19 protein-coding genes are annotated in these 16,845 nt (G+C 69.3%); 10 read left to right on the top strand and 9 right to left on the bottom strand.

What is annotated here, in order from left to right:
* Nucleotides 1–54 precede the first annotated feature (54 nt).
* Complete coding sequence (locus AZE13_RS18845) at nt 55–1,230, top strand: acyl-CoA dehydrogenase (RefSeq protein WP_066932894.1); 1,176 nt, start codon at nt 55–57, stop codon at nt 1,228–1,230.
* Here AZE13_RS18845 and AZE13_RS34150 read toward each other — a convergent pair.
* Both AZE13_RS34150 and AZE13_RS18840 read right to left on the bottom strand, forming a co-directional pair.
* Nucleotides 1,205–1,621: a class I SAM-dependent methyltransferase gene (locus AZE13_RS34150; protein ID WP_079124139.1), complete on the bottom strand. Its 417-nt coding sequence runs from the start codon at nt 1,619–1,621 to the stop codon at nt 1,205–1,207. The two genes, AZE13_RS18845 and AZE13_RS34150, sit on opposite strands and share 26 nt — an antisense overlap.
* 69 nt (nt 1,622–1,690) lie before the next feature.
* Nucleotides 1,691–1,873, bottom strand: a complete 183-nt coding sequence (locus AZE13_RS18840; RefSeq protein ID WP_066932891.1) for a hypothetical protein — start codon at nt 1,871–1,873, stop codon at nt 1,691–1,693.
* Nucleotides 1,874–2,323: 450 nt separating this feature from the next.
* Here AZE13_RS18840 and AZE13_RS18835 point away from each other — a divergent pair, with 450 nt between their 5' ends.
* Nucleotides 2,324–3,547: a helix-turn-helix domain-containing protein gene (locus tag AZE13_RS18835; protein ID WP_258527866.1), complete on the top strand. Its 1,224-nt coding sequence runs from the start codon at nt 2,324–2,326 to the stop codon at nt 3,545–3,547.
* A 94-nt stretch (nt 3,548–3,641) separates the two neighbouring features.
* Here the strand turns inward: AZE13_RS18835 and AZE13_RS18830 are convergent, their stop codons facing one another.
* On the bottom strand, nt 3,642–4,931 hold the full coding sequence (locus AZE13_RS18830; protein ID WP_066932887.1) for an LCP family protein: 1,290 nt from the start codon (nt 4,929–4,931) through the stop codon (nt 3,642–3,644).
* A gap of 155 nt (nt 4,932–5,086) precedes the next feature.
* Here AZE13_RS18830 and AZE13_RS18825 point away from each other — a divergent pair, with 155 nt between their 5' ends.
* The gene (locus AZE13_RS18825; RefSeq protein WP_066932884.1) at nt 5,087–5,641 is read left to right on the top strand and encodes an acyl-CoA thioesterase; all 555 of its coding nucleotides are present in this window, start codon (nt 5,087–5,089) and stop codon (nt 5,639–5,641) included.
* Here AZE13_RS18825 and AZE13_RS18820 read toward each other — a convergent pair.
* From AZE13_RS18820 to AZE13_RS18810, 3 genes are read right to left on the bottom strand one after another with little or no spacing between them, the layout of a single operon-like run.
* Entirely contained in the window at nt 5,592–6,176 is a 585-nt protein-coding gene (locus AZE13_RS18820) for a VanZ family protein (protein ID WP_258527865.1), read from the bottom strand. The two genes, AZE13_RS18825 and AZE13_RS18820, sit on opposite strands and share 50 nt — an antisense overlap.
* A gap of 40 nt (nt 6,177–6,216) precedes the next feature.
* Nucleotides 6,217–6,867: a hypothetical protein gene (locus AZE13_RS18815; protein ID WP_258527864.1), complete on the bottom strand. Its 651-nt coding sequence runs from the start codon at nt 6,865–6,867 to the stop codon at nt 6,217–6,219.
* Nucleotides 6,864–8,342: an LCP family protein gene (locus AZE13_RS18810; RefSeq protein ID WP_066932878.1), complete on the bottom strand. Its 1,479-nt coding sequence runs from the start codon at nt 8,340–8,342 to the stop codon at nt 6,864–6,866. The genes AZE13_RS18815 and AZE13_RS18810 overlap by 4 nt, the downstream gene beginning before the upstream one ends.
* A 262-nt stretch (nt 8,343–8,604) precedes the next feature.
* Between AZE13_RS18810 and AZE13_RS18805 the strand changes: the two genes are divergently transcribed.
* Nucleotides 8,605–9,633: a glycosyltransferase family 2 protein gene (locus AZE13_RS18805; RefSeq protein WP_066932875.1), complete on the top strand. Its 1,029-nt coding sequence runs from the start codon at nt 8,605–8,607 to the stop codon at nt 9,631–9,633.
* A gap of 240 nt (nt 9,634–9,873) precedes the next feature.
* Here AZE13_RS18805 and AZE13_RS18800 read toward each other — a convergent pair whose 3' ends face one another.
* Nucleotides 9,874–10,101 (bottom strand): DUF397 domain-containing protein, encoded by a 228-nt coding sequence (locus AZE13_RS18800; RefSeq protein ID WP_066932872.1) that lies wholly within the window; start codon nt 10,099–10,101, stop codon nt 9,874–9,876.
* Complete coding sequence (locus AZE13_RS18795) at nt 10,098–10,967, bottom strand: helix-turn-helix domain-containing protein (RefSeq protein WP_066932869.1); 870 nt, start codon at nt 10,965–10,967, stop codon at nt 10,098–10,100. The genes AZE13_RS18800 and AZE13_RS18795 overlap by 4 nt, the downstream gene beginning before the upstream one ends.
* 449 nt (nt 10,968–11,416) lie before the next feature.
* On the opposite strand from AZE13_RS18795, the gene AZE13_RS18790 reads away from it, so the two are divergent.
* The 6 genes from AZE13_RS18790 to AZE13_RS38195 all read left to right on the top strand — a co-directional run bounded on the left by AZE13_RS18790 (nt 11,417) and on the right by AZE13_RS38195 (nt 14,470).
* The gene (locus tag AZE13_RS18790; RefSeq protein WP_147264681.1) at nt 11,417–11,734 is read left to right on the top strand and encodes a hypothetical protein; all 318 of its coding nucleotides are present in this window, start codon (nt 11,417–11,419) and stop codon (nt 11,732–11,734) included.
* Between the two features lie 202 nt (nt 11,735–11,936).
* The gene (locus tag AZE13_RS18785; RefSeq protein ID WP_079124137.1) at nt 11,937–12,182 is read left to right on the top strand and encodes a hypothetical protein; all 246 of its coding nucleotides are present in this window, start codon (nt 11,937–11,939) and stop codon (nt 12,180–12,182) included.
* Nucleotides 12,179–12,427 carry a hypothetical protein gene (locus AZE13_RS18780; protein WP_066932860.1) on the top strand — a complete coding sequence of 83 codons (249 nt, stop codon included), beginning with the start codon at nt 12,179–12,181 and terminating at the stop codon, nt 12,425–12,427. Before AZE13_RS18785 ends, AZE13_RS18780 begins: the two co-directional genes overlap by 4 nt.
* Before the next feature lie 127 nt (nt 12,428–12,554).
* Nucleotides 12,555–12,851 carry a putative ATP-grasp-modified RiPP gene (gene tgmA / locus AZE13_RS18775; RefSeq protein WP_066932857.1) on the top strand — a complete coding sequence of 99 codons (297 nt, stop codon included), beginning with the start codon at nt 12,555–12,557 and terminating at the stop codon, nt 12,849–12,851.
* Entirely contained in the window at nt 12,848–13,606 is a 759-nt protein-coding gene (locus AZE13_RS18770; protein WP_398780176.1) for an MvdC/MvdD family ATP grasp protein, read from the top strand. Before tgmA ends, AZE13_RS18770 begins: the two co-directional genes overlap by 4 nt.
* 429 nt (nt 13,607–14,035) lie before the next feature.
* The gene (locus AZE13_RS38195; protein WP_258527863.1) at nt 14,036–14,470 is read left to right on the top strand and encodes a hypothetical protein; all 435 of its coding nucleotides are present in this window, start codon (nt 14,036–14,038) and stop codon (nt 14,468–14,470) included.
* Between the two features lie 582 nt (nt 14,471–15,052).
* Here the strand turns inward: AZE13_RS38195 and AZE13_RS18760 are convergent.
* Nucleotides 15,053–16,747, bottom strand: coding sequence for an LCP family protein (locus AZE13_RS18760; RefSeq protein ID WP_066932850.1), 1,695 nt, complete (start codon nt 16,745–16,747; stop codon nt 15,053–15,055).
* Nucleotides 16,748–16,845 lie beyond the last annotated feature (98 nt).

The following is a 16,845-nucleotide window of genomic DNA, read 5'->3' as shown; positions in this document are numbered from 1 at the left end:
AGTTACTTAACGGTAGTCAGTGCTGCCGGGGAGCTCACAGGGGAGTGAGAGTTAGTGGCGGGAACCGCTGATTTCGATCTGTACCGGCTGTCGGAGGAGCACGACATGCTCCGCGAGTCGGTGCGCTCGCTCGCCGAAGCGAAGATCGCCCCGTTCGCCGCCGAGGTGGACGAGGAGGCGCGCTTCCCGCAGGAGGCACGCGACGCGCTGACCCTCAACGACCTGCACGCCGTGCACGTCCCCGAGGCCTACGGCGGCGCCGGCGCCGACGCGCTGGCCACCGTCATCGTCATCGAGGAGGTCGCCCGGGTCTGCGCCTCCTCCTCCCTGATCCCGGCCGTCAACAAGCTCGGCTCGCTCCCGGTGATCCTCTCCGGCTCCGAGGACCTCAAGAAGAAGTACCTCACCCCGCTCGCCAAGGGCGACGCGATGTTCTCGTACTGCCTCTCCGAGCCCGACGCCGGCTCCGACGCCGCGGGCATGAAGACCAAGGCGGTCCGCGACGGCGACCACTACGTCCTCAACGGCGTCAAGCGCTGGATCACCAACGCGGGCGTCAGCGAGTACTACACGGTCATGGCGGTCACCGACCCCGAGAAGCGCTCCAAGGGCATCTCCGCGTTCGTCGTCGAGAAGGGCGACGAGGGCGTCTCCTTCGGCGCCCCGGAGAAGAAGCTCGGCATCAAGGGCTCCCCGACCCGCGAGGTCTACCTCGACAACGTCCGGATCCCCGCCGACCGCCTCATCGGCGCGGAGGGCACCGGCTTCGCCACCGCCATGCAGACCCTGGACCACACCCGCATCACCATCGCCGCCCAGGCGCTCGGCATCGCCCAGGGCGCCCTGGACTACGCCAAGGGCTACGTCCAGGAGCGCAAGCAGTTCGGCAAGCCGATCGGCGACTTCCAGGGCGTCCAGTTCATGCTCGCCGACATGGCCATGAAGCTGGAGGCGGCCCGTCAGCTGACCTACGCCGCGGCCGCCCGCTCCGAGCGCGTCTCGGCCGGCGGCAAGGGCGAGGACCTGACCTTCTTCGGCGCCGCGGCCAAGTGCTACGCCTCCGACGCCGCCATGGAGATCACCACCGACGCCGTCCAGCTGCTCGGCGGCTACGGCTACACCCGCGACTACCCGCTGGAGCGCATGATGCGGGACGCCAAGATCACCCAAATCTACGAGGGCACGAACCAGGTCCAGCGCATCGTCATGGCCCGGAACCTGCCGCAGTAAGGATTTCGCAGGTCAAGTGCCATTTCTCGTGGCTCGCAGCTGTGATCGGCTCACGGGCCTCGAGGTAAGGAGACGTCCCGGCTGAATGAGCCGGGGCGTCTCTTTGTTTGCTGCGGCGGAGAACGATGTCCGCCTTGGTCCGCTGGCTGGGCACGATGTCGATGCCGACGCACCGAGCCCCCAGGTTGGCCAGGTGGGCGAGGTTGCAGCCGGTACCGCACCCCAGTTCCAGCACCCGAAGCCCGCGTACCGGACCGAGTAGCGACTCGTCGGGGCCGTGGTCGGGATACTGGGTCCAGTTCAACCACGTGGTGGCGCCAGCGGCATTGACGGCCCTTCTGGGCGTTCTGCCTGCGGCGTACCGTTCCCACGCTGCGGTGAGTGCTTCCATGCCGCTCCTTCCACGCAGGGTGGCTCCCCCTCGCGGAGAGGGGGAGCCACCGGACCTTGCTCGGCTCCGTCAGGCGACAGGGCTATCAGAGCAGCAGGCGTGGCACTGGTGGCAGTCTGCCGCCTTGGCGTTCCACAGTTCCCGGTCGATGACGAATCCGGCGTCCCGGATGGCCTGATCGGGGCGTTCGGTGGAGGTGACCAGGTAGGCGATTGTCTGACCGAAGGTGCGCTCGGCCGTATCGCGGTCCATTTCGCTTGGTCGTGCTCGGGCGTGGAACTGGTCCGGCCACTCGGCCTGGTCGGGGTGACCAGGGCCGGCGGCTCAGGAGGTCGCGCGACGGTGCAGAGCAGCCGACTCGCGCACCCGGCGGTTGTGCTGGGCCAAGGCTCGGAGCTGGATCAACTCTCGATCCGTGGCGGCTCGTACGGACACGGCGCGCGCCAGCCAGCGAAGGCCGGAGGGTCGTTTCAGGAGCACCATGGGTCCACGGCGATCGTGCACAACACCGACCATCCCACTGCCGCAGTCGAACACGGCCGTACCGGGCTCCCACGCAGTTTCCTGTCTCATCCCGTCCGCCTTTCGCTGGTGGTGCCTTCCAGTCAACGGCTTTGAGAATCAGCGGACTTGCACGTGACTGGCGCACGGAAGCCGTGCGCGGGAACGAATCGGCTGTGGGAACTCGCGGAGCTTGCGACCATGGCTCTGGCGGACGTCTTCCTGGATAGGGCTGATCACATGGGCAAGACCACCGAACTGGCACCGGGCGCCAACCTCGCTGTGCTTCGGAAGGAACGTGGGCTCACTCAGAACCAGCTGGCGAGGATGGCCAATGTCAGCGTCTCCCTGCTGTCCAAGATCGAAGTAGGGGACCGCGCTCTGACGCCTGCTGTCGCTGCTTCTCTGGGCAAACCGATGGGCCTGAGTATGGCCGAGGTTCTGGGCAAAACCTCTCTGGCCCGGAACGAGGAAGAGCGCCTGTCTGCGCTCAGGTCGGCTGTCCGGGACTATGACCTGCCGGGGCACGAGGAAGTCCGGGAAGACGCTCTCAAGGATTCTCTGGGGACGTCCGGGCGGCTGCGTGACGAGGTGAAGGTGACTCGGCTACTCGCCATGCTGCCGAAGCTGCTCAGGGACGCCACGACGCTCGCACACGACGCGAACACGAGGGAGTCCTGGGCAGGGCTCGCAGATGTCTACAGCACTGTCTATTGGCTCGCCGCCCGGCACAGGTGGATGGACATGGCGGAGCTGGCCGTAACGCGTCAGCGTTGGGCCATCGAGCAGAAGAAGAACCCTCTGGGCGAAGCCATCGCGGCCAGGGACAGGGCAGGGGCCTACCTGAACGGTGGAGATTTCGAAGGTGGACTTACCGTCGTCGACCGGGCGATTGGCAGGGCGCAGGACAGCTTGTCAGGGCAGGAGAGGGCTTTCGCCGTGGGTGTGCTGAACCTTCGGGGCATGACCCTTGCGGGGAGGCTCAAGGACAAGAAGGAAGGAAAGAGGGAAGCGGAGCGGCACATCAAGTCGGCCTGGGAAGCATCCGAGTGGTTCGCCTGCGACTGGAACCGGCACCACATGATCTTTGGGCCCCAGAACACGGTCACACACGTACTGGCCACTCGGCTGGATCTCGGCAAACCCCGTGAAGCCCTGCGTGCTGCCGAGAACATCGATGCCGTCTTGGAGGGGCTGCCGCCTACGCGGATCGCTCCGACCCGCATCAACATGGCACGGGCCCAGCTCGACCTCGGCGATCGGGACGGGGCCCTTGAGGACCTCTGTGTCGCTTGGGACGCGGCACCTCAGATGGCCCGGATTCATCCCATGGGCCGAGAGGTGTTCCGAGTCCTGTCGTCCCTCCACCGTCGCAGCAATCCGCAGTTGCTGAAGCTGTCGAAGCGGTTCGGGATCAAGGTCTAGCACCTGCCTGGCAGGTTGGTCGCCTGAAGAGACGTTGTGATGATCATGGGGAATGCGAACCGGGGCCCTGTGCTGCGTCGTCCGGCGGTGGTGGTCAGTCGGCGGTGACCGTGACCTTCTCGTCGTTGTTCAGTTGCTGGACCAGCTTGCGCAGCTTGGTCTGGTCCCAGACCAGGTTGCCGCCGCGGGAGCCGGACACCGGCATGTTCATGGACGTGCCGTCGCCGCTGGTGACGCCCTTCATCGCGAAGAACATCCGGCCCAGGTCCCACAGGCCCATGTCCTTGTCGACGATGAGGGTGTCCAGGCCGGCGCCCAGCGTCGGGTAGAGCTTGAACGGGTTGAGGATCGTGCCGGGCGTGGCGGCCTGGCCGGCCAGCGAGGCCAGGAACTTCTGCTGGTTCTTCGTGCGGTCCAGGTCGCTGCCCGCGAAGGCGTGCCGGGTGCGGACGAAGGCGAGGGCCTGCCGGCCGTCGAGGGTCTGCTTGCCCGCCTGGAAGTCGGCGCCCGACCACTTGTCCTTGAACGCCTTGGGGATGTCCATCTCCACCCCGCCGAGGGCGTCGACGATGTTGGCGAAGCCGGCGAAACCGATCTCGACGTAGTGGTCGATGCGCAGCTTGGTGTTGTGCTCGACGGTGCGGACCAGCAGCTCCGGGCCGTCCTCGGCGTAGGCCGCGTTGAGCTTGGTGTGCCGGCCGGTGGCCGGGTACTTCTTGCCCGAGTCCGAGCCGATGAAGGACGGTATTTCGACGTCCGAGTCGCGGGGCAGCGAGATCAGCGTCGGGCCGTTGCTCCCGTCGTGCAGGATCATCATGGAGTCGGTCCGCTTGCCGTCGGCGGAGCCGGTGTGCAGCTCCTTCTTCTCCTCGTCGGACATGCCCTCGCGGCTGTCCGAGCCGACGATCAGGTAGTTCGTGCCGTCGCCCGCCTCCGGGCGGTCGATGACCTTGCTCAGGTCCACCTCGCCGCGGAGCTTGCTGTCCGCCCAGAAGTACGTGCCGACCGAGGTGACCAGGAGCACCACGGCCAGGACGACCAGCGTGCGCTTGACGCGCCGGCCCCAGTCGGGGCGCGGTCGGCTGCCGTAGCCGCCGTGCTGCCCGCCGGCGTGACCGCCACCCCGGCCGCCGCCGTAGACCTGGCCGGTGTTGTAGCCGTCGCCGTACGCGCCGTCGTAGCCCTGGGCCTGCTGTGGCGGCACGGTGGCACCCCGGCCACCGTGCGGGGAGAGCGATGGCGGCAGCGGAGGCTCCTGCCGCGGACGGCCGGGGCTGGTACGGCGTACCTGCGGCATGGCGCGCGCGCCCTCCGGCTCGCCGCTGCTGCCGCGTCCGTACCGGTTGCCTTGGTCCCCGGACCACCCATTGGGCCACTCGTTCATAGAGGGCAGTGTGCCTGGCCGCAAGGCGTCCCCCATAGGGCGGGTGCGGGATCGGGTCACGGCTGTTGCAGAGCTGATGCAAAGCTACGCGTGGGAGACCGGCGTCACGTACGGCGCGGGGCCAGGGCCCGTACGCGCCCGCTTACGCTGGCTGCATGACCGAGAACGCCACCAACGGCCCCGAGGGTGAGCCCGCCGGCAAGCCCACCTCCGTGTCCCGCATCACGCTCAGCCACATCATGACGGCCGGCGACGCGAACCTCCTGGGCACGGTACACGGTGGCGTGATCATGAAACTGGTCGACGACGCCGCGGGCGCGGTCGCCGGGCGCCACTCCGGCGGGCCCGCGGTGACCGCCTCCATGGACGAGATGGCCTTCCTGGAGCCGGTACGGATCGGGGACCTCGTCCACGTCCGGGCCCAGGTCAACTGGACGGGCCGGTCCTCGATGGAGGTCGGCGTACGGGTCCTGGCCGAGCGCTGGAACGAATCCAGCCCGGCCCAGCAGGTCGGCTCCGCCTACCTTGTCTTCGCCGCCGTCGACGAGCACGGCAAACCCCGCTCGGTGCCGCCGGTGATCCCCGAGACCGAACGGGACAAGCGCCGCTACCAGGAGGCACAGATCCGCCGTACGCACCGCCTCGCCCGGCGTCGCGCGATCATGGAGCTGCGCGAACGGCACGTCGCGGAAGGCCTCGACGGCGCATAACGGCCACCGACAGCTGCGCCAGCAGCGTCAGCGCCGTACCGACGACGGTCCCGGCCGCCGCGCACAGCACATCGTCGATATCGGCGATCCGGCCGGCCCGCATCAGCAGCTGCGCCGCCTCGATGGCCAGGCACAGCCCCACCCCCAGCAGGAACGCCAGGGCGGCCGGGGCGCGTGGCACCGCGAACCGCAGCAGCAGCGGCCCCGGCACGAACAGGGCGGCACCGGCGATCTGCCGGCGCACCAGCATGGCCGTCTCCCCGGGCTCCAGCTGGGCACCCAGCTCGAACAGCCCCTCACCGGGCCGCCACCACACCGTCGCGTCCCCCGAACCGATCGGCTGGACCGGCGTGAGCGTCGCCGCCAGCAGCACCAGCAGCCAGCAGACCAGCAGTGCGCGGGCGGTGCCGCGCGCCGCGCCGCTGTCCGGGACGAGCGCGGTCCACAGGGTGAACGCCACCGCCAGGCCCAGCGCCACGACGAGGAAGAGCGTCACCGAGGCGGGGGTGATGCCCAGCACAACCTGCCACAACACGGATGCTCACCTTTCACGAAGATCATTGAGTGCCCGGGCGTCAGCCGCAGCTCCACTTGGTGACGTAGACCGTCTGCCCGTGCTCCATGACGCCCCGGATGCACTCGTCCGGGAGCATCTCCACCCGGCCGTTCAGCCCCACCGCCCCGCCCGCCGTGCGCCGGCTGCCGAACCAGCCCGGGAACGCGGTGATCCGGAAGTTCTTGCGCTGGTATCCGAGCCGTACCGTGATCTCGTCCGCCCCGGCCCGCGTCGTCTCCGCCGCGGCCCGCGTCGTCTCCGCCGCGGCCCGCGTCGTCTCCGTCCCGGTCCGCGCGGCCCCCGTCCCGGCCTGACCGGCCGCCGCCGGGAGCCCGTCGTATCGCCGGTACGTCACGGAGTACGTCCCCGTGGCCCCGACCGGGCCGCGCAGGCACAGCCGGCCGCGCACCAGATCACCGCAGCCGGTCGGGGACTCCGGCGCGGCCGGTGCCGCCGCCACGGTGGCCGCGATCAGACCGGCCGACACCATGGCCACCGACACCCGGCGGGCCCGGCGCCGCCCGCCCGGCCGCCGCGCGAGCGGCCCGGCCCCCGTCCGCCGGGGCGCCGGAACACTCATGCCGGGCCCCCCGTCGCCGCGCCCGCCACCCCGCCCGTCATCGCGTTCGCCACCGCGCTCGTCACCGTGCCCGTCATCGCGCTCGTTCATGGACATACCGCCTCATCGCCGGTGATCGCCGCGATCCCGCCCGGCTCCCGCGCCGGCTCCTCGGCCCGTACCCGCCGGACCTCCGTGTGGTCCCGCCCGACCGTCACCCGCAGCACCGGCCCCTGCCCGGCCACCGGCCGCAGCTGCGCGCCCGGCAGCGCCGCGGCCAGCGAGCGGGCCGAGCGGTTCCAGCGCGGGTCGTACGCGATGACCGTATGGGGTGTATGGGGCGTATGGGGAGCCCTGCCGGTGGCGGAGTCGCCCGGGGTGCCCACGATGGCGAACCCGGTGGCGCGCAGGTCCCTGGCCACCGCCGCGGCCGGCCCCGCCCGGCCGCTGCCGTCGGCGACCCGTACCTGGATCCGGTCGGGCGCCACCTCCACGGCCGTGGCCCGCGGCTCCGGCCGGTCCCGGCGTACCGCGATCGGCCGGTCCTCGCGGATCGCCTGGAACAGTTTCGGCGCCGCCACCGGGTCCCAGCGCACCGTCGAGCCGACGCCCGGCACCGGCTGCTCCAGACTGGCCAGCGGTACGGAGGTGAACTCCGACGACGACGCGGTGAACCCGCGCATCGCCTGCCCCAGGTCGACCAGGTCGTTGGCGGTGAAGCCGGAGTCGGCGCGTACCGACTCCAGCATCGCGCCCGCGACGTCCTTGACGCGGATCGGGTTCATCAGCACCCCGGACGAGGCCACCTTGTCGATGAGGGCGGCCAGGAAGCGCTGCTGGCGCTGCATCCGGCCGAGGTCGGCGGAGCCGTCGAGATGTCGCGAGCGCACGTACTGAAGCGCCTGCCCGCCGTTCAGCCGCGACTTCCCGGCGGGCAGGTCCAGCCCCGTATAGCTGTCGCGCAGCGGCCGTGACGTGCAGATCTCCACCCCGCCGACCGCGTCCACGCTGCGCATGAAGCTGGTGAAGTCGACCTCCAGGTAGTGGTCGATGTGCACCCCGGTCATGTGCTCGACGGTCCGCACGGTCAGGCTGGGGCCGCCCTCCGCGTACGCCGCGTTCAGCTTCATGGCGCGCCGGTCGCGCGGCCGGCCGGTCACCGGGTCGACATGGGCGGGGACCTCGGCGTAGGAGTCGCGCGGCAGGCTGATGACACTGGCCCGGTCCCGGTCGGCGGACAGGTGCACCAGCATCAGCGTGTCCGTGCAGTGACAGGGCTGGCCGCCCAGGTGGTAGCGCCGCTTCTCCTCCTCGGTGAGCCGGTCGCGGCCGTCCGTGCCGACGACCAGGAAGTTCAGCCCCTTGCCGCCGCCGGGCCGGTTGCTCATCCCGGTGAAGGCGTCCACCCGCCCGATGCCGCTCTCGACCCCGGTGACCATCGCGTGCCCGACGCCGCTCGCGGACAGCAGCAGGACGGACGCGCCGGTGCCGATCCGCAGTCCCCAGCGCGGACCCGGGCGCCGCTGCCCGTCGCGCCGGGCGGCCCGGCGGCCGGCCCGGTGGCGGGAGCGGAACGGCGTGGTCACAGGCGGGCACCTCCACGAAGACGCCACGAAGACGGCGAGGACACCGTAGATCCATACGATCTTCTGTAAAGCGCCACACGCCGGGCGGCCGCCGTCCCGCCACCCGGCTGCGTCCGAGGACGTCCCTCATTCGCGGTAACGTGAGGCAGCGACACCCCACACCGCATACCGCATACCGAACACCCCACACCGCATACCGCAGTCTCCCGGCGGGCGCTGCCGTCCCAGGCGGCTCCGCCACGGGCCGTACCCCCGAGGAACCATGCCGCAGCAGCAGCCCCCGGCCGTCTCCGTGATCATGCCGGTGCTCAACGAGGAACGTCACCTGCGCAATTCGGTCCGGCACATCCTGGAGCAGGAGTACGCCGGCGAGATGGAGGTGGTGATCGCCCTCGGCCCGTCCACGGACCGTACGGACGAGATCGCCGCCGAGCTGGTGGCCGAGGACCCCCGGGTGCACACCGTGCCGAACCCGACGGGCCGCACCCCCGCCGCGCTCAACGCCGCGATCAAGGCCTCCCGGCATCCGATCGTCGTCCGCGTCGACGGCCACGGCATGCTCTCCCCGAACTACATCGCCACCGCCGTGCGCCTCCTGGAGGAGACCGGCGCGGCGAACGTCGGCGGCATCATGCACGCCGAGGGCGAGAACGCCTGGGAGGACGCGGTCGCCGCCGCGATGACCTCCAAGATCGGCGTGGGCAACGCCGCCTTCCACACCGGCGGCCAAGCGGGCCCCGCCGAGACCGTCTACCTCGGCGTCTTCCGCCGCGAGGCCCTGGAGCAGCAGGGCGGCTACAACGAGGAGTTCATCCGCGCCCAGGACTGGGAGCTGAACTTCCGCATCCGCGAGGCCGGCGGCCAGATCTGGTTCTCACCGGAGCTGAAGGTCCAGTACCGCCCCCGCCCCAGCGTCAAGGCGCTCGCCAAGCAGTACAAGGACTACGGCAAGTGGCGCCACGTCGTCGCCCGCTACCACGCCGGCTCGATCAACCTCCGCTACCTGGCCCCGCCGACTGCCGTCGTCGCCATCGCCGCCGGCCTGGTCGCCGGCGCCACCGTCACCCCCTGGGGCTTCGTCATCCCGGCCGGCTACCTCGCCGCCATCACCGCGGGCTCTCTCCCCGCCGGCAAGGGCCTCCCGCTCAAGGCCCGCGCCCAGATCCCCCTCGCCCTGGCCACCATGCACATGTCCTGGGGCGCCGGCTTCCTGACCAGCCCCCGCTCCCTCGCGAAGAAGGTCATCGCCAGCCGCCGCCCGGCGGTACTGGCGCCGTCGGAAGGGGCGTAGTTAGGGCGGGCACGGGCCATGGCCGCCGGGTCGGGAAGGGCGCCCGGTCGCGGGCACGGCGCGGCACGGCGGCGACACGACGTCGGCCCCCGCCGGGAAGGAACGTGGTGGGGGCCGATCACTCGGGGTGTTGCGGGTCGGCTCAGACGGTGAACTGCCCGCGCTTGACGGCGAATACGAACGACGACCAGCCGTCCGCCGGGAAGGCCAGCGCCGGGCCATGCAGGTCCTTGTCGAGGGCTACAGGAGGCCGTCGATCAGGCCCTGCCGGAACGCGTGCCATTCCTCGGGGGTGTAGCGGAGAGCGCCCCTCTCCGGGTTCTTGGAATCGCGGACCGCGACGCCACCGCCGGGAAGTTCGGTGATCTCGACGCAGTTCTCGCCGCCATCGCTGAACGGCGATTTCCGCCAGGTGGCCCCGCTCAAGTCGATGGCGTACAGGTCGTCCTTGTGGTGGGAATTGCTCACTTCCCGTTCCTTTCCATGATGTTCTTAATGATCTCCCGTGAGTCGTCCACGGAAAGTGCTGCGGCAACCACGCGGTCGAATGCGGTCTCGAAGACCTTCACGTCGTCGTGGCCCTCGACGAAGTAGCCGCCACGGATGTTTTCGAGGAGGACCACAGTGGGCCATGGGCGCTGGAAGCGCACCACCTGGAAGATCCCGAGCATCCCGGGGTGTGGAGTGGAGGCCAGCGGCATGACCTGGATGGTAATATTCGGCAAATCCGCCATGTCGAGCAGGTGCCGAAGCTGCTCCCGCATGAGGGACGACTGCGAGGCGGAGCGCTGGTACAGCCCAGCTTCGTGGATGACCGCCCAGAGCTTCACTGGTGCGGACGGCCTGGTGAGAATGGCTTGGCGTGTTTTGCGGACCTCCGCAAGGGCGATCACCTCCTCCGGCGTACGGGTGAGGGCCATCGCGGAGATGATCTCCCGTGCATACGCGCCGGTCTGCAACAGACCGGGGATCAGGCCCGGTGTGTAGATGTGGACGCCCTCCGCGTCGGTCTCCAGGGTGAGATAGTCCTTGTAGGCGAGGGCTACGACGTCGCCGTACCCCTGCCACCAGCCCTGTTTCCCGGCGTCCTTGGCCAGACCCTCCAGCGCCGCGACGACATCGGCGTCCGTCACGTCGTACACCTTCAGCAGCGTCTCGACGTCCTGCGGACGCATGCGCGCTTTGGCGTTTTCGATGCGGGACAGCTTGCTCTCTTCCCAGCCCATCGCCGTAGCGGCGCTGCCCAGGCTCAGCTTCGCGTTGTTGCGGTACTTGCGCAGAGCTTCACCGAGTCGGCGCCGGCGGAGAGTTGGCACTGCTCGAACATTCGGCATGGTGCTTTTTGATACCTCCAAGGTGCGCATATGACGGCCCGGGTGCAGTTTGGCATCGCCCTGGTTCTCAAGTCGATAGAACAGAAATTCTTCTCTTTGCCAACTTCGGTTCCAAACTTGCGAGTTACGCTCTCGGAGGTGCACTCTGACTGAGCGAAGGCGCGACGGCTCCAGCAGCTCTGATCGGGCTCGTAGTTCTTCGTCCTCTGCGCTGCCTACCGTTCATCCGGCACGGGAAGCAGCGCGAAGTGCTGAGACAGACCCCAGTGCCAGCACGGGACTCGCGCCATCGCAGCAGTCAAGCGGTCCTGCCCACGCTTCCGTTGTGAGCGGAACGCGTCAGCAGCGACCTGTTCTGAAGAGGACCGGCCACGCACGAAGACCCCCGCGACGTTGCTGGAGCGGCGAACGTCCGGGGGCGTGGCCTCAACCGCATGGAGGTTGAAAGCATGCCCCACACTATCCGAACGATCTTCGAATCGCTGTTGCGGCTGTTACTGCCCGCGCGCGGGCGTCACCGGTCCCCCGGCGGACTGCTCACCGGGGGGTGCGCGGACGCGCCGACGCTCGTACACACCCGTGTGCCGGTCCGGCAGCAGGAGCTGCTGCGGGGTGAGGACACGGCGCTGATCCGCCCGTACGTCCTCACGCCGGAGGAGCGGCGGGAGCGGCGGGCGCAGCGTCAGCGGCGCCAGGCGCTGTGGCTGGCCGTGCACGGCGTCGACGCCGGGCCGCGTCGGATTCACGGGGTGGAGGTGACGGCCTGATGCCCCGCAACTGTCGCCCCGCCCACCTGAAAGACCCCCTGCCGGTACCGGAGCCGGTACCGGTTGCCGGGTGCGACGTCTGCGGGGCTCTGGCCCGGCAGCGCGCCGAGGCGTACACCGCCGGGGACAAATCTAAGGTGATCGACTGCAACGTCGAGCTACGCCGCCACCCTCACCCGCGCACCTTGAAGGCGGCACGGCCATGAGCGCGGGCGCCTGGTCGCGGATGCGCTCCCGGGTCGAGGAATTCTGGAACCGGCACGTCAGGTACCGGGCGCTGTACCGGCACCTTGACCACAAGCGGGCGGAAGTCAAGGCCCGTACCGCGTGGATGGAAGAGCTGACCGAGGAGGAACTGGCGGAGATGCTGCGCGGCCTCAACGAGTGCATCGAGGCCATGCAGGCGGCGGACACCAGCATCCCGAACCGCCCGGAGGCCACAGCATGAGGGCGCGGTACCGGTTCCTGAAATGGAAGCTCTCGGCCGTGCCGGGCATGGCCGCGCGGCACCTCGGTAAGTGCCTGATCTGCGGGCAGCACTCGGTGGACACCCCGGACGCCGACGATGCGCAGACGTGGTGCCTCAAGCACGCGGGGGCCACACGGCACGGCGTCTACGAGGTCTCGGCGTTCCAGTACTTCGACGCCGCCCTGACCGACCCAACGGCGGGCGGCGCCCCGTCCATGACATAAGACCCGGGCGGGGCCACCGTGGCACACCTTCCGGCCGCCCCGCCCGCGCAACCTCCACTCTGCGGAGGGTTGGCAGCGGTGCACCACCTGCACCGGCCGAGTTGGAACCGATCAAAGGAGATCGCCCATGAGCACCCTGGCGCATCCGCGTGAAGCGTTCCCCCTGACGCCCGACGGCGGGCGCATCCCGCACAGCGCCGAGCAGCCGTCCGGACCGGCCACCCGCCCGTGGATCCTGCGCTACGCCCAGACACCGGACGCCACCCAGGCGAAGCCCCTCCCCGCCGCCCTCTACGACGAGGAACTGCAAGTCTCCGTAGGCGTCGACAGCGATCTGCTGCCGTTCATGCAGACGCACAACCCGACCGTCCCGGACGGTAACGTCACCAACCCTCCGCCCCTCGACGAGGGACCGAAGGACTGACGGCCGTAGCTACCGTCCTCGTCATCGCCGCCCGCGAAGACTGGCCGACAGATCGCGTCGTGAAGACGCTGAGCGATCGAGGCGCGAAGGTGTTCCGCATGGATGCCGCGGACTTCCCGCAAGAGGCCACTCTCGTCGGACGCATCGGCCCCCACAGCTGGGCGGGCGAAGTGACCACCTCACACCGCACGCTCGACCTCCTCGACGTCGTCGCCTGCTACTTCCGCGCACCCAACCCGTTCCGTCTCTCCACGGACATGTCCGAGCCCGAGCGCCGGTTCGCCGCAGCACAAGCGCGCGCCGGTTTCGGCGGCATCCTCACAGCCCTCGACTGCCGATGGGTCAACCACCCGTCAGCCATGTCGCACGCCGAGTATAAACCCGTCCAACTCGCCGCAGCGCGTGAGGCCGGTCTCTCCATCCCACCGACCCTGATCACCAACAGCCCGGAAGAAGTACGGGCATTCGCCGCCGACATCCCCGGCCCGGTCATCTGCAAACCCGTGGCCTCACCGGTATTCATCGAGGGCAACGAGCTCAAGACCGTCTACACCCGGCGCATCACCGAGCACGACCTCGCCGACCTACGCGGCATCGAGGCCACGGCCCACCTGTTCCAAGCTTGGGTGAGCAAGGCGTACGAGGTACGCCTCACGGTCATGGGGAAACACCTGTTCGCCGCCGAGATTTACGCCACCAGCGCGAAGGCACGGACATCGCCCGCCCGCACGCGGCGGCGATGGTCGAGGAACTGACCAAGGCCGGCGCGATCCGGACGCCGGAATGGGCCGAAGCATTCGGCGCCGTCCCCCGGCACGTGTTCGTACCGCGCTGGTACGAGCAGGAGACCAACGACCAAGGCATCGCCGTATGGCGCATGCGGCACATCGCCCACGAAGGCCGTCTCGCACGCGTCTACCGAGACACCACCCTGGTCACCGCCCTCGACCCGGACACCGCCGAGCAGGTCGACGAGACCGCATGGACCGGCATCCCCACGTCGTCCAGCACCCTGCCGAGCCTAATGGCCGGAATGCTGGAAGACCTCGCCGTCGACAACGGACACCGCCGGCGGCCTGGTCGTCGCCGACGTCGACCTCGGGATCGAGGGCGGCCTCGTACGCCTCACGGTCGACGCCGAGCACCGCGCCTACGGGCAGTTCACCGCCACCGGCGGCCGATTCATGGCCGCCCGCGGCGACGCCCGGACCTACCCGCGGTGCGAGCGCGTCCCGTACGCGGACGAGGCAGGCACTCACCGCACCACCGTCACGGCGGCAGACATCCGGGCGCACTACCCGTTCCGCCTGCTGCTGGCGTTCCATCTGCCCGGCGCCGAGCTCGTGTACCACTCCGACGAAACCACCGGCACCATGTCTCTCCAGCTCCAGCAGTCCAACGGTTCATGGGCACGCGTGCCCCTAGCCGGCGACTGGCTCGACACCATGACGTACGGCGGATCGCCGGGAATCTGGCAGCAGGCCGAGGCGGCGTGGAAGTGGTGGAACGACGCCGGCCGCCCCGGACAGGACCAGTTCGGATACGTACGCGAGCCCGACGGCCACGTCTCCGTATGGCACCTCACCGACGGCCACCGATGGAACCTCCGTCCCGTGTAGCAACCGCATCCGCACACTATCGACGCCCCGTAGCCTTCATCAGCCGCGGGGCGTCGGCTGCCGCCTGCCTCTGGGCTCCTAGGGGACGGTCGAATAGATCCCCTAGGGGACGGAGCGCCTTGGGCCACGACGCAACCTGGTCGACCGTCAGCACATCAGCGCACAGTCACATCAACATCAGGCGCCGTTGATCGTCACCCCAGATGCGGTTGCAGTACTAACAGTGGCGCTCCGCGCCCGGGCCCTTGTGCCGGTCAGCGAAGTACACCCAGCCACCGGCCCCGGTGCCCCTCATCTCCCCCAGATCCACTGCCTTCCGTAGGAGTTGGTGACCCAGCACCAGGCGTCAAACTGTGTTCCACTCTTTACCCGCGCCACCGTCCCGCACTCCGCGGCAGGTCCCGCTTTGAGGTCGATAGTGTGGACGAGGGTGTCGACGGCGTCAGATTTCCGCTTTACGCCCCAGATGTAGCTGCAGTCGCCGGACGCGCTGGCAGTGCCCGCCCCGGTGGTTGCGCCGAGCCCTCAGGCCGAGTCATCTGCAGGCGCGCACGGCGGCATGGCCCGCCGACCGTTTGCTGGTCAGAACGAGTACTGCGGGTTCACCTTCATGCAGGCCTTGGTGTCCTCGCCGTTGAGGGCGTCGGCGCTGTCCGGGGCCTTGCGGGCGGGCTTGTCGTCGCTGGGCTGCTTCGGGTACGTCGTGCCGTCGCGCCAGTCGTTGCCGATCACCAGGCGCATCGAGGTGGCCGAACTGGACTCCCTTACTGCGCTGTTGGGGAGGCCGAGGGCTTTGGCGAGGGTCAGGGCGTCGCCCCGCCGGTCCTTGCCGTGGTACGTGAGGGTGGTGTCCGCCTGGCTGGTGAGCGACGTGTCGGTGGCGGCTGCGGTGTAGCCGAGGCCCGCCAGGCGCTGCTGGACGGCGGAGGCGCGGCCGGACACCGGGCCGGTCACCCTGCTGTCGGTGCCGTTCTGCACCACAACCTTCAGATTTTCCTTGGGGGTTGATGGCTTGGGGTCGGGGGCGGGCTTCTTCGTCTTGTCCTTGCCGTCCAGCGCGGTGTCGTTGCGCAGCATCGCGAAGGTCTGGTCCGCCTCGCCCGGCTTGGGCAGGACGTACTCCTCGCCGGAGCTGTACACCCACGGCATGGTGACCATCGTGATGCGCCCGGTCGGCACCCGGCTGAGGTCACCGCCCAGGTCGAAGAGCTTCTTCACGGTGCCGAGGCCGTCGTCCACGGTGAGTGCGCTGGTCGCGGCCTCCGCGAGGGCGCGCAGTTCGCCGGGGTTGGTGAGCTTGGCGTCCTTCTTCAGCTGGCGGACCATCGAGTTCATGTACATGTGCTGGGCCTTGGCCCGGCCGATGTCGGTGTTGTCCTCGAAGCCGTAACGGGTCCGCAGCCACTGCAGCGCCTGGACCCCCTTGACCGGGTGGGTGCCCTTGGTGAGCTTCAGGCCGCTGCCGTGGCCCTTGCTGTCGTGCGAGTAGACGTTCCGGTCGACGCAGACGGGGACGCCGCCGATGGCGTCGGCCATGGACACCACACCGGCGAAGTCGACCATCATGAAGTGGTCGATGTAGATGCCGGTCAGCTCCTGCCAGGTGGCGACGGTACAGCCCGGACCGCCGTGCTGGAGGGACTCGTTGATGGACTCGGTGGTCTGCGGATAGACCTCGCCGGTCTTCGGGTCGGTGCACTGGGGGATCGTCACCCGGGTGTCCCGGGGGATGGAGATCACCGACATGTTGCTGCGGTCGGCGGAGACGTGCACCAGCATCTGGACGTCGGCCAGCGGCTTGCGGTCCGCGTCCTGCCGGGCGCCGCCCAGCTCGATGTTCTTCTCGCTGTTCCGGCCGTCCGAGCCGAGCAGCAGGATGTTGAGTGGAGTCTGGCCGAAGGCGTTGGGGTCGGGCTTCTTCAGACCGCCGCCGCCCAGGGAGCGCGGGGCCTTCTGGAGGTTCGCGTTGAGGTGCTCGTAGTACCAGTAACCGGCGCCGGCCGTGCCCACTATGAGGACGGCGAGGGTGATCGCGGACCAGCGCAGCGCCTTGCGGCCTTTGCCGCCCTTGGTGCCCTTGCCGGCCTTGGTTCCCCTGCTGCTCTTGGTGTCGTGGGTGTTCTTGGTGTCCTTGCTGTCTCCGCCGTCCTCGCCGCCCTCGCCGCCTCTGCTGTCGGCGCCCTCGGTGTCGTAGAGGCTGTCGTCCCAGCCCAGTTGCTGTGCGTCCGGCCGGTTCCGCCGTTTCGGCCGGTCACCACGCACACTGCTCTGCGGCATTGGGCTCTCTCCCCGTCAGGTTCAGTTCACGTTCAGTTCGGTGCTGCGGTCGGCGGCGCCTGGGCAAGCGGCCGGGTCCCGCTCGGATCACCGATGCA

It is taken from the genome of Streptomyces sp. NBRC 110611, assembly GCF_001590865.1.
Taxonomy (GTDB): Bacteria; Actinomycetota; Actinomycetes; order Streptomycetales; family Streptomycetaceae; genus Streptomyces.
Note: the sequence above shows the minus strand (reverse complement) of the source record. Positions and strands in the feature narration are given on the sequence as shown.

What these genes read in the sequence shown, in the direction of transcription:
- AZE13_RS18805 (WP_066932875.1), top strand. Translation starts at nt 8,605, where the DNA reads ATGCCGCAGCAGCAGCCCCCGGCCGTCTCCGTGATCATGCCGGTGCTC.
- AZE13_RS18830 (WP_066932887.1), bottom strand. Translation starts at nt 4,931, where the DNA reads ATGAACGAGTGGCCCAATGGGTGGTCCGGGGACCAAGGCAACCGGTAC.
- AZE13_RS18840 (WP_066932891.1), bottom strand. Translation starts at nt 1,873, where the DNA reads ATGGACCGCGATACGGCCGAGCGCACCTTCGGTCAGACAATCGCCTAC.
- AZE13_RS38195 (WP_258527863.1), top strand. Translation starts at nt 14,036, where the DNA reads ATGGCCGCCCGCGGCGACGCCCGGACCTACCCGCGGTGCGAGCGCGTC.
- AZE13_RS18815 (WP_258527864.1), bottom strand. Translation starts at nt 6,867, where the DNA reads ATGAACGAGCGCGATGACGGGCACGGTGACGAGCGCGGTGGCGAACGC.
- AZE13_RS18780 (WP_066932860.1), top strand. Translation starts at nt 12,179, where the DNA reads ATGAGGGCGCGGTACCGGTTCCTGAAATGGAAGCTCTCGGCCGTGCCG.
- AZE13_RS18790 (WP_147264681.1), top strand. Translation starts at nt 11,417, where the DNA reads ATGCCCCACACTATCCGAACGATCTTCGAATCGCTGTTGCGGCTGTTA.
- AZE13_RS18760 (WP_066932850.1), bottom strand. Translation starts at nt 16,747, where the DNA reads ATGCCGCAGAGCAGTGTGCGTGGTGACCGGCCGAAACGGCGGAACCGG.
- AZE13_RS18835 (WP_258527866.1), top strand. Translation starts at nt 2,324, where the DNA reads ATGGCTCTGGCGGACGTCTTCCTGGATAGGGCTGATCACATGGGCAAG.
- tgmA (WP_066932857.1), top strand. Translation starts at nt 12,555, where the DNA reads ATGAGCACCCTGGCGCATCCGCGTGAAGCGTTCCCCCTGACGCCCGAC.
- AZE13_RS18795 (WP_066932869.1), bottom strand. Translation starts at nt 10,967, where the DNA reads ATGCCGAATGTTCGAGCAGTGCCAACTCTCCGCCGGCGCCGACTCGGT.
- AZE13_RS18825 (WP_066932884.1), top strand. Translation starts at nt 5,087, where the DNA reads ATGACCGAGAACGCCACCAACGGCCCCGAGGGTGAGCCCGCCGGCAAG.
- AZE13_RS18785 (WP_079124137.1), top strand. Translation starts at nt 11,937, where the DNA reads ATGAGCGCGGGCGCCTGGTCGCGGATGCGCTCCCGGGTCGAGGAATTC.
- AZE13_RS34150 (WP_079124139.1), bottom strand. Translation starts at nt 1,621, where the DNA reads ATGGAAGCACTCACCGCAGCGTGGGAACGGTACGCCGCAGGCAGAACG.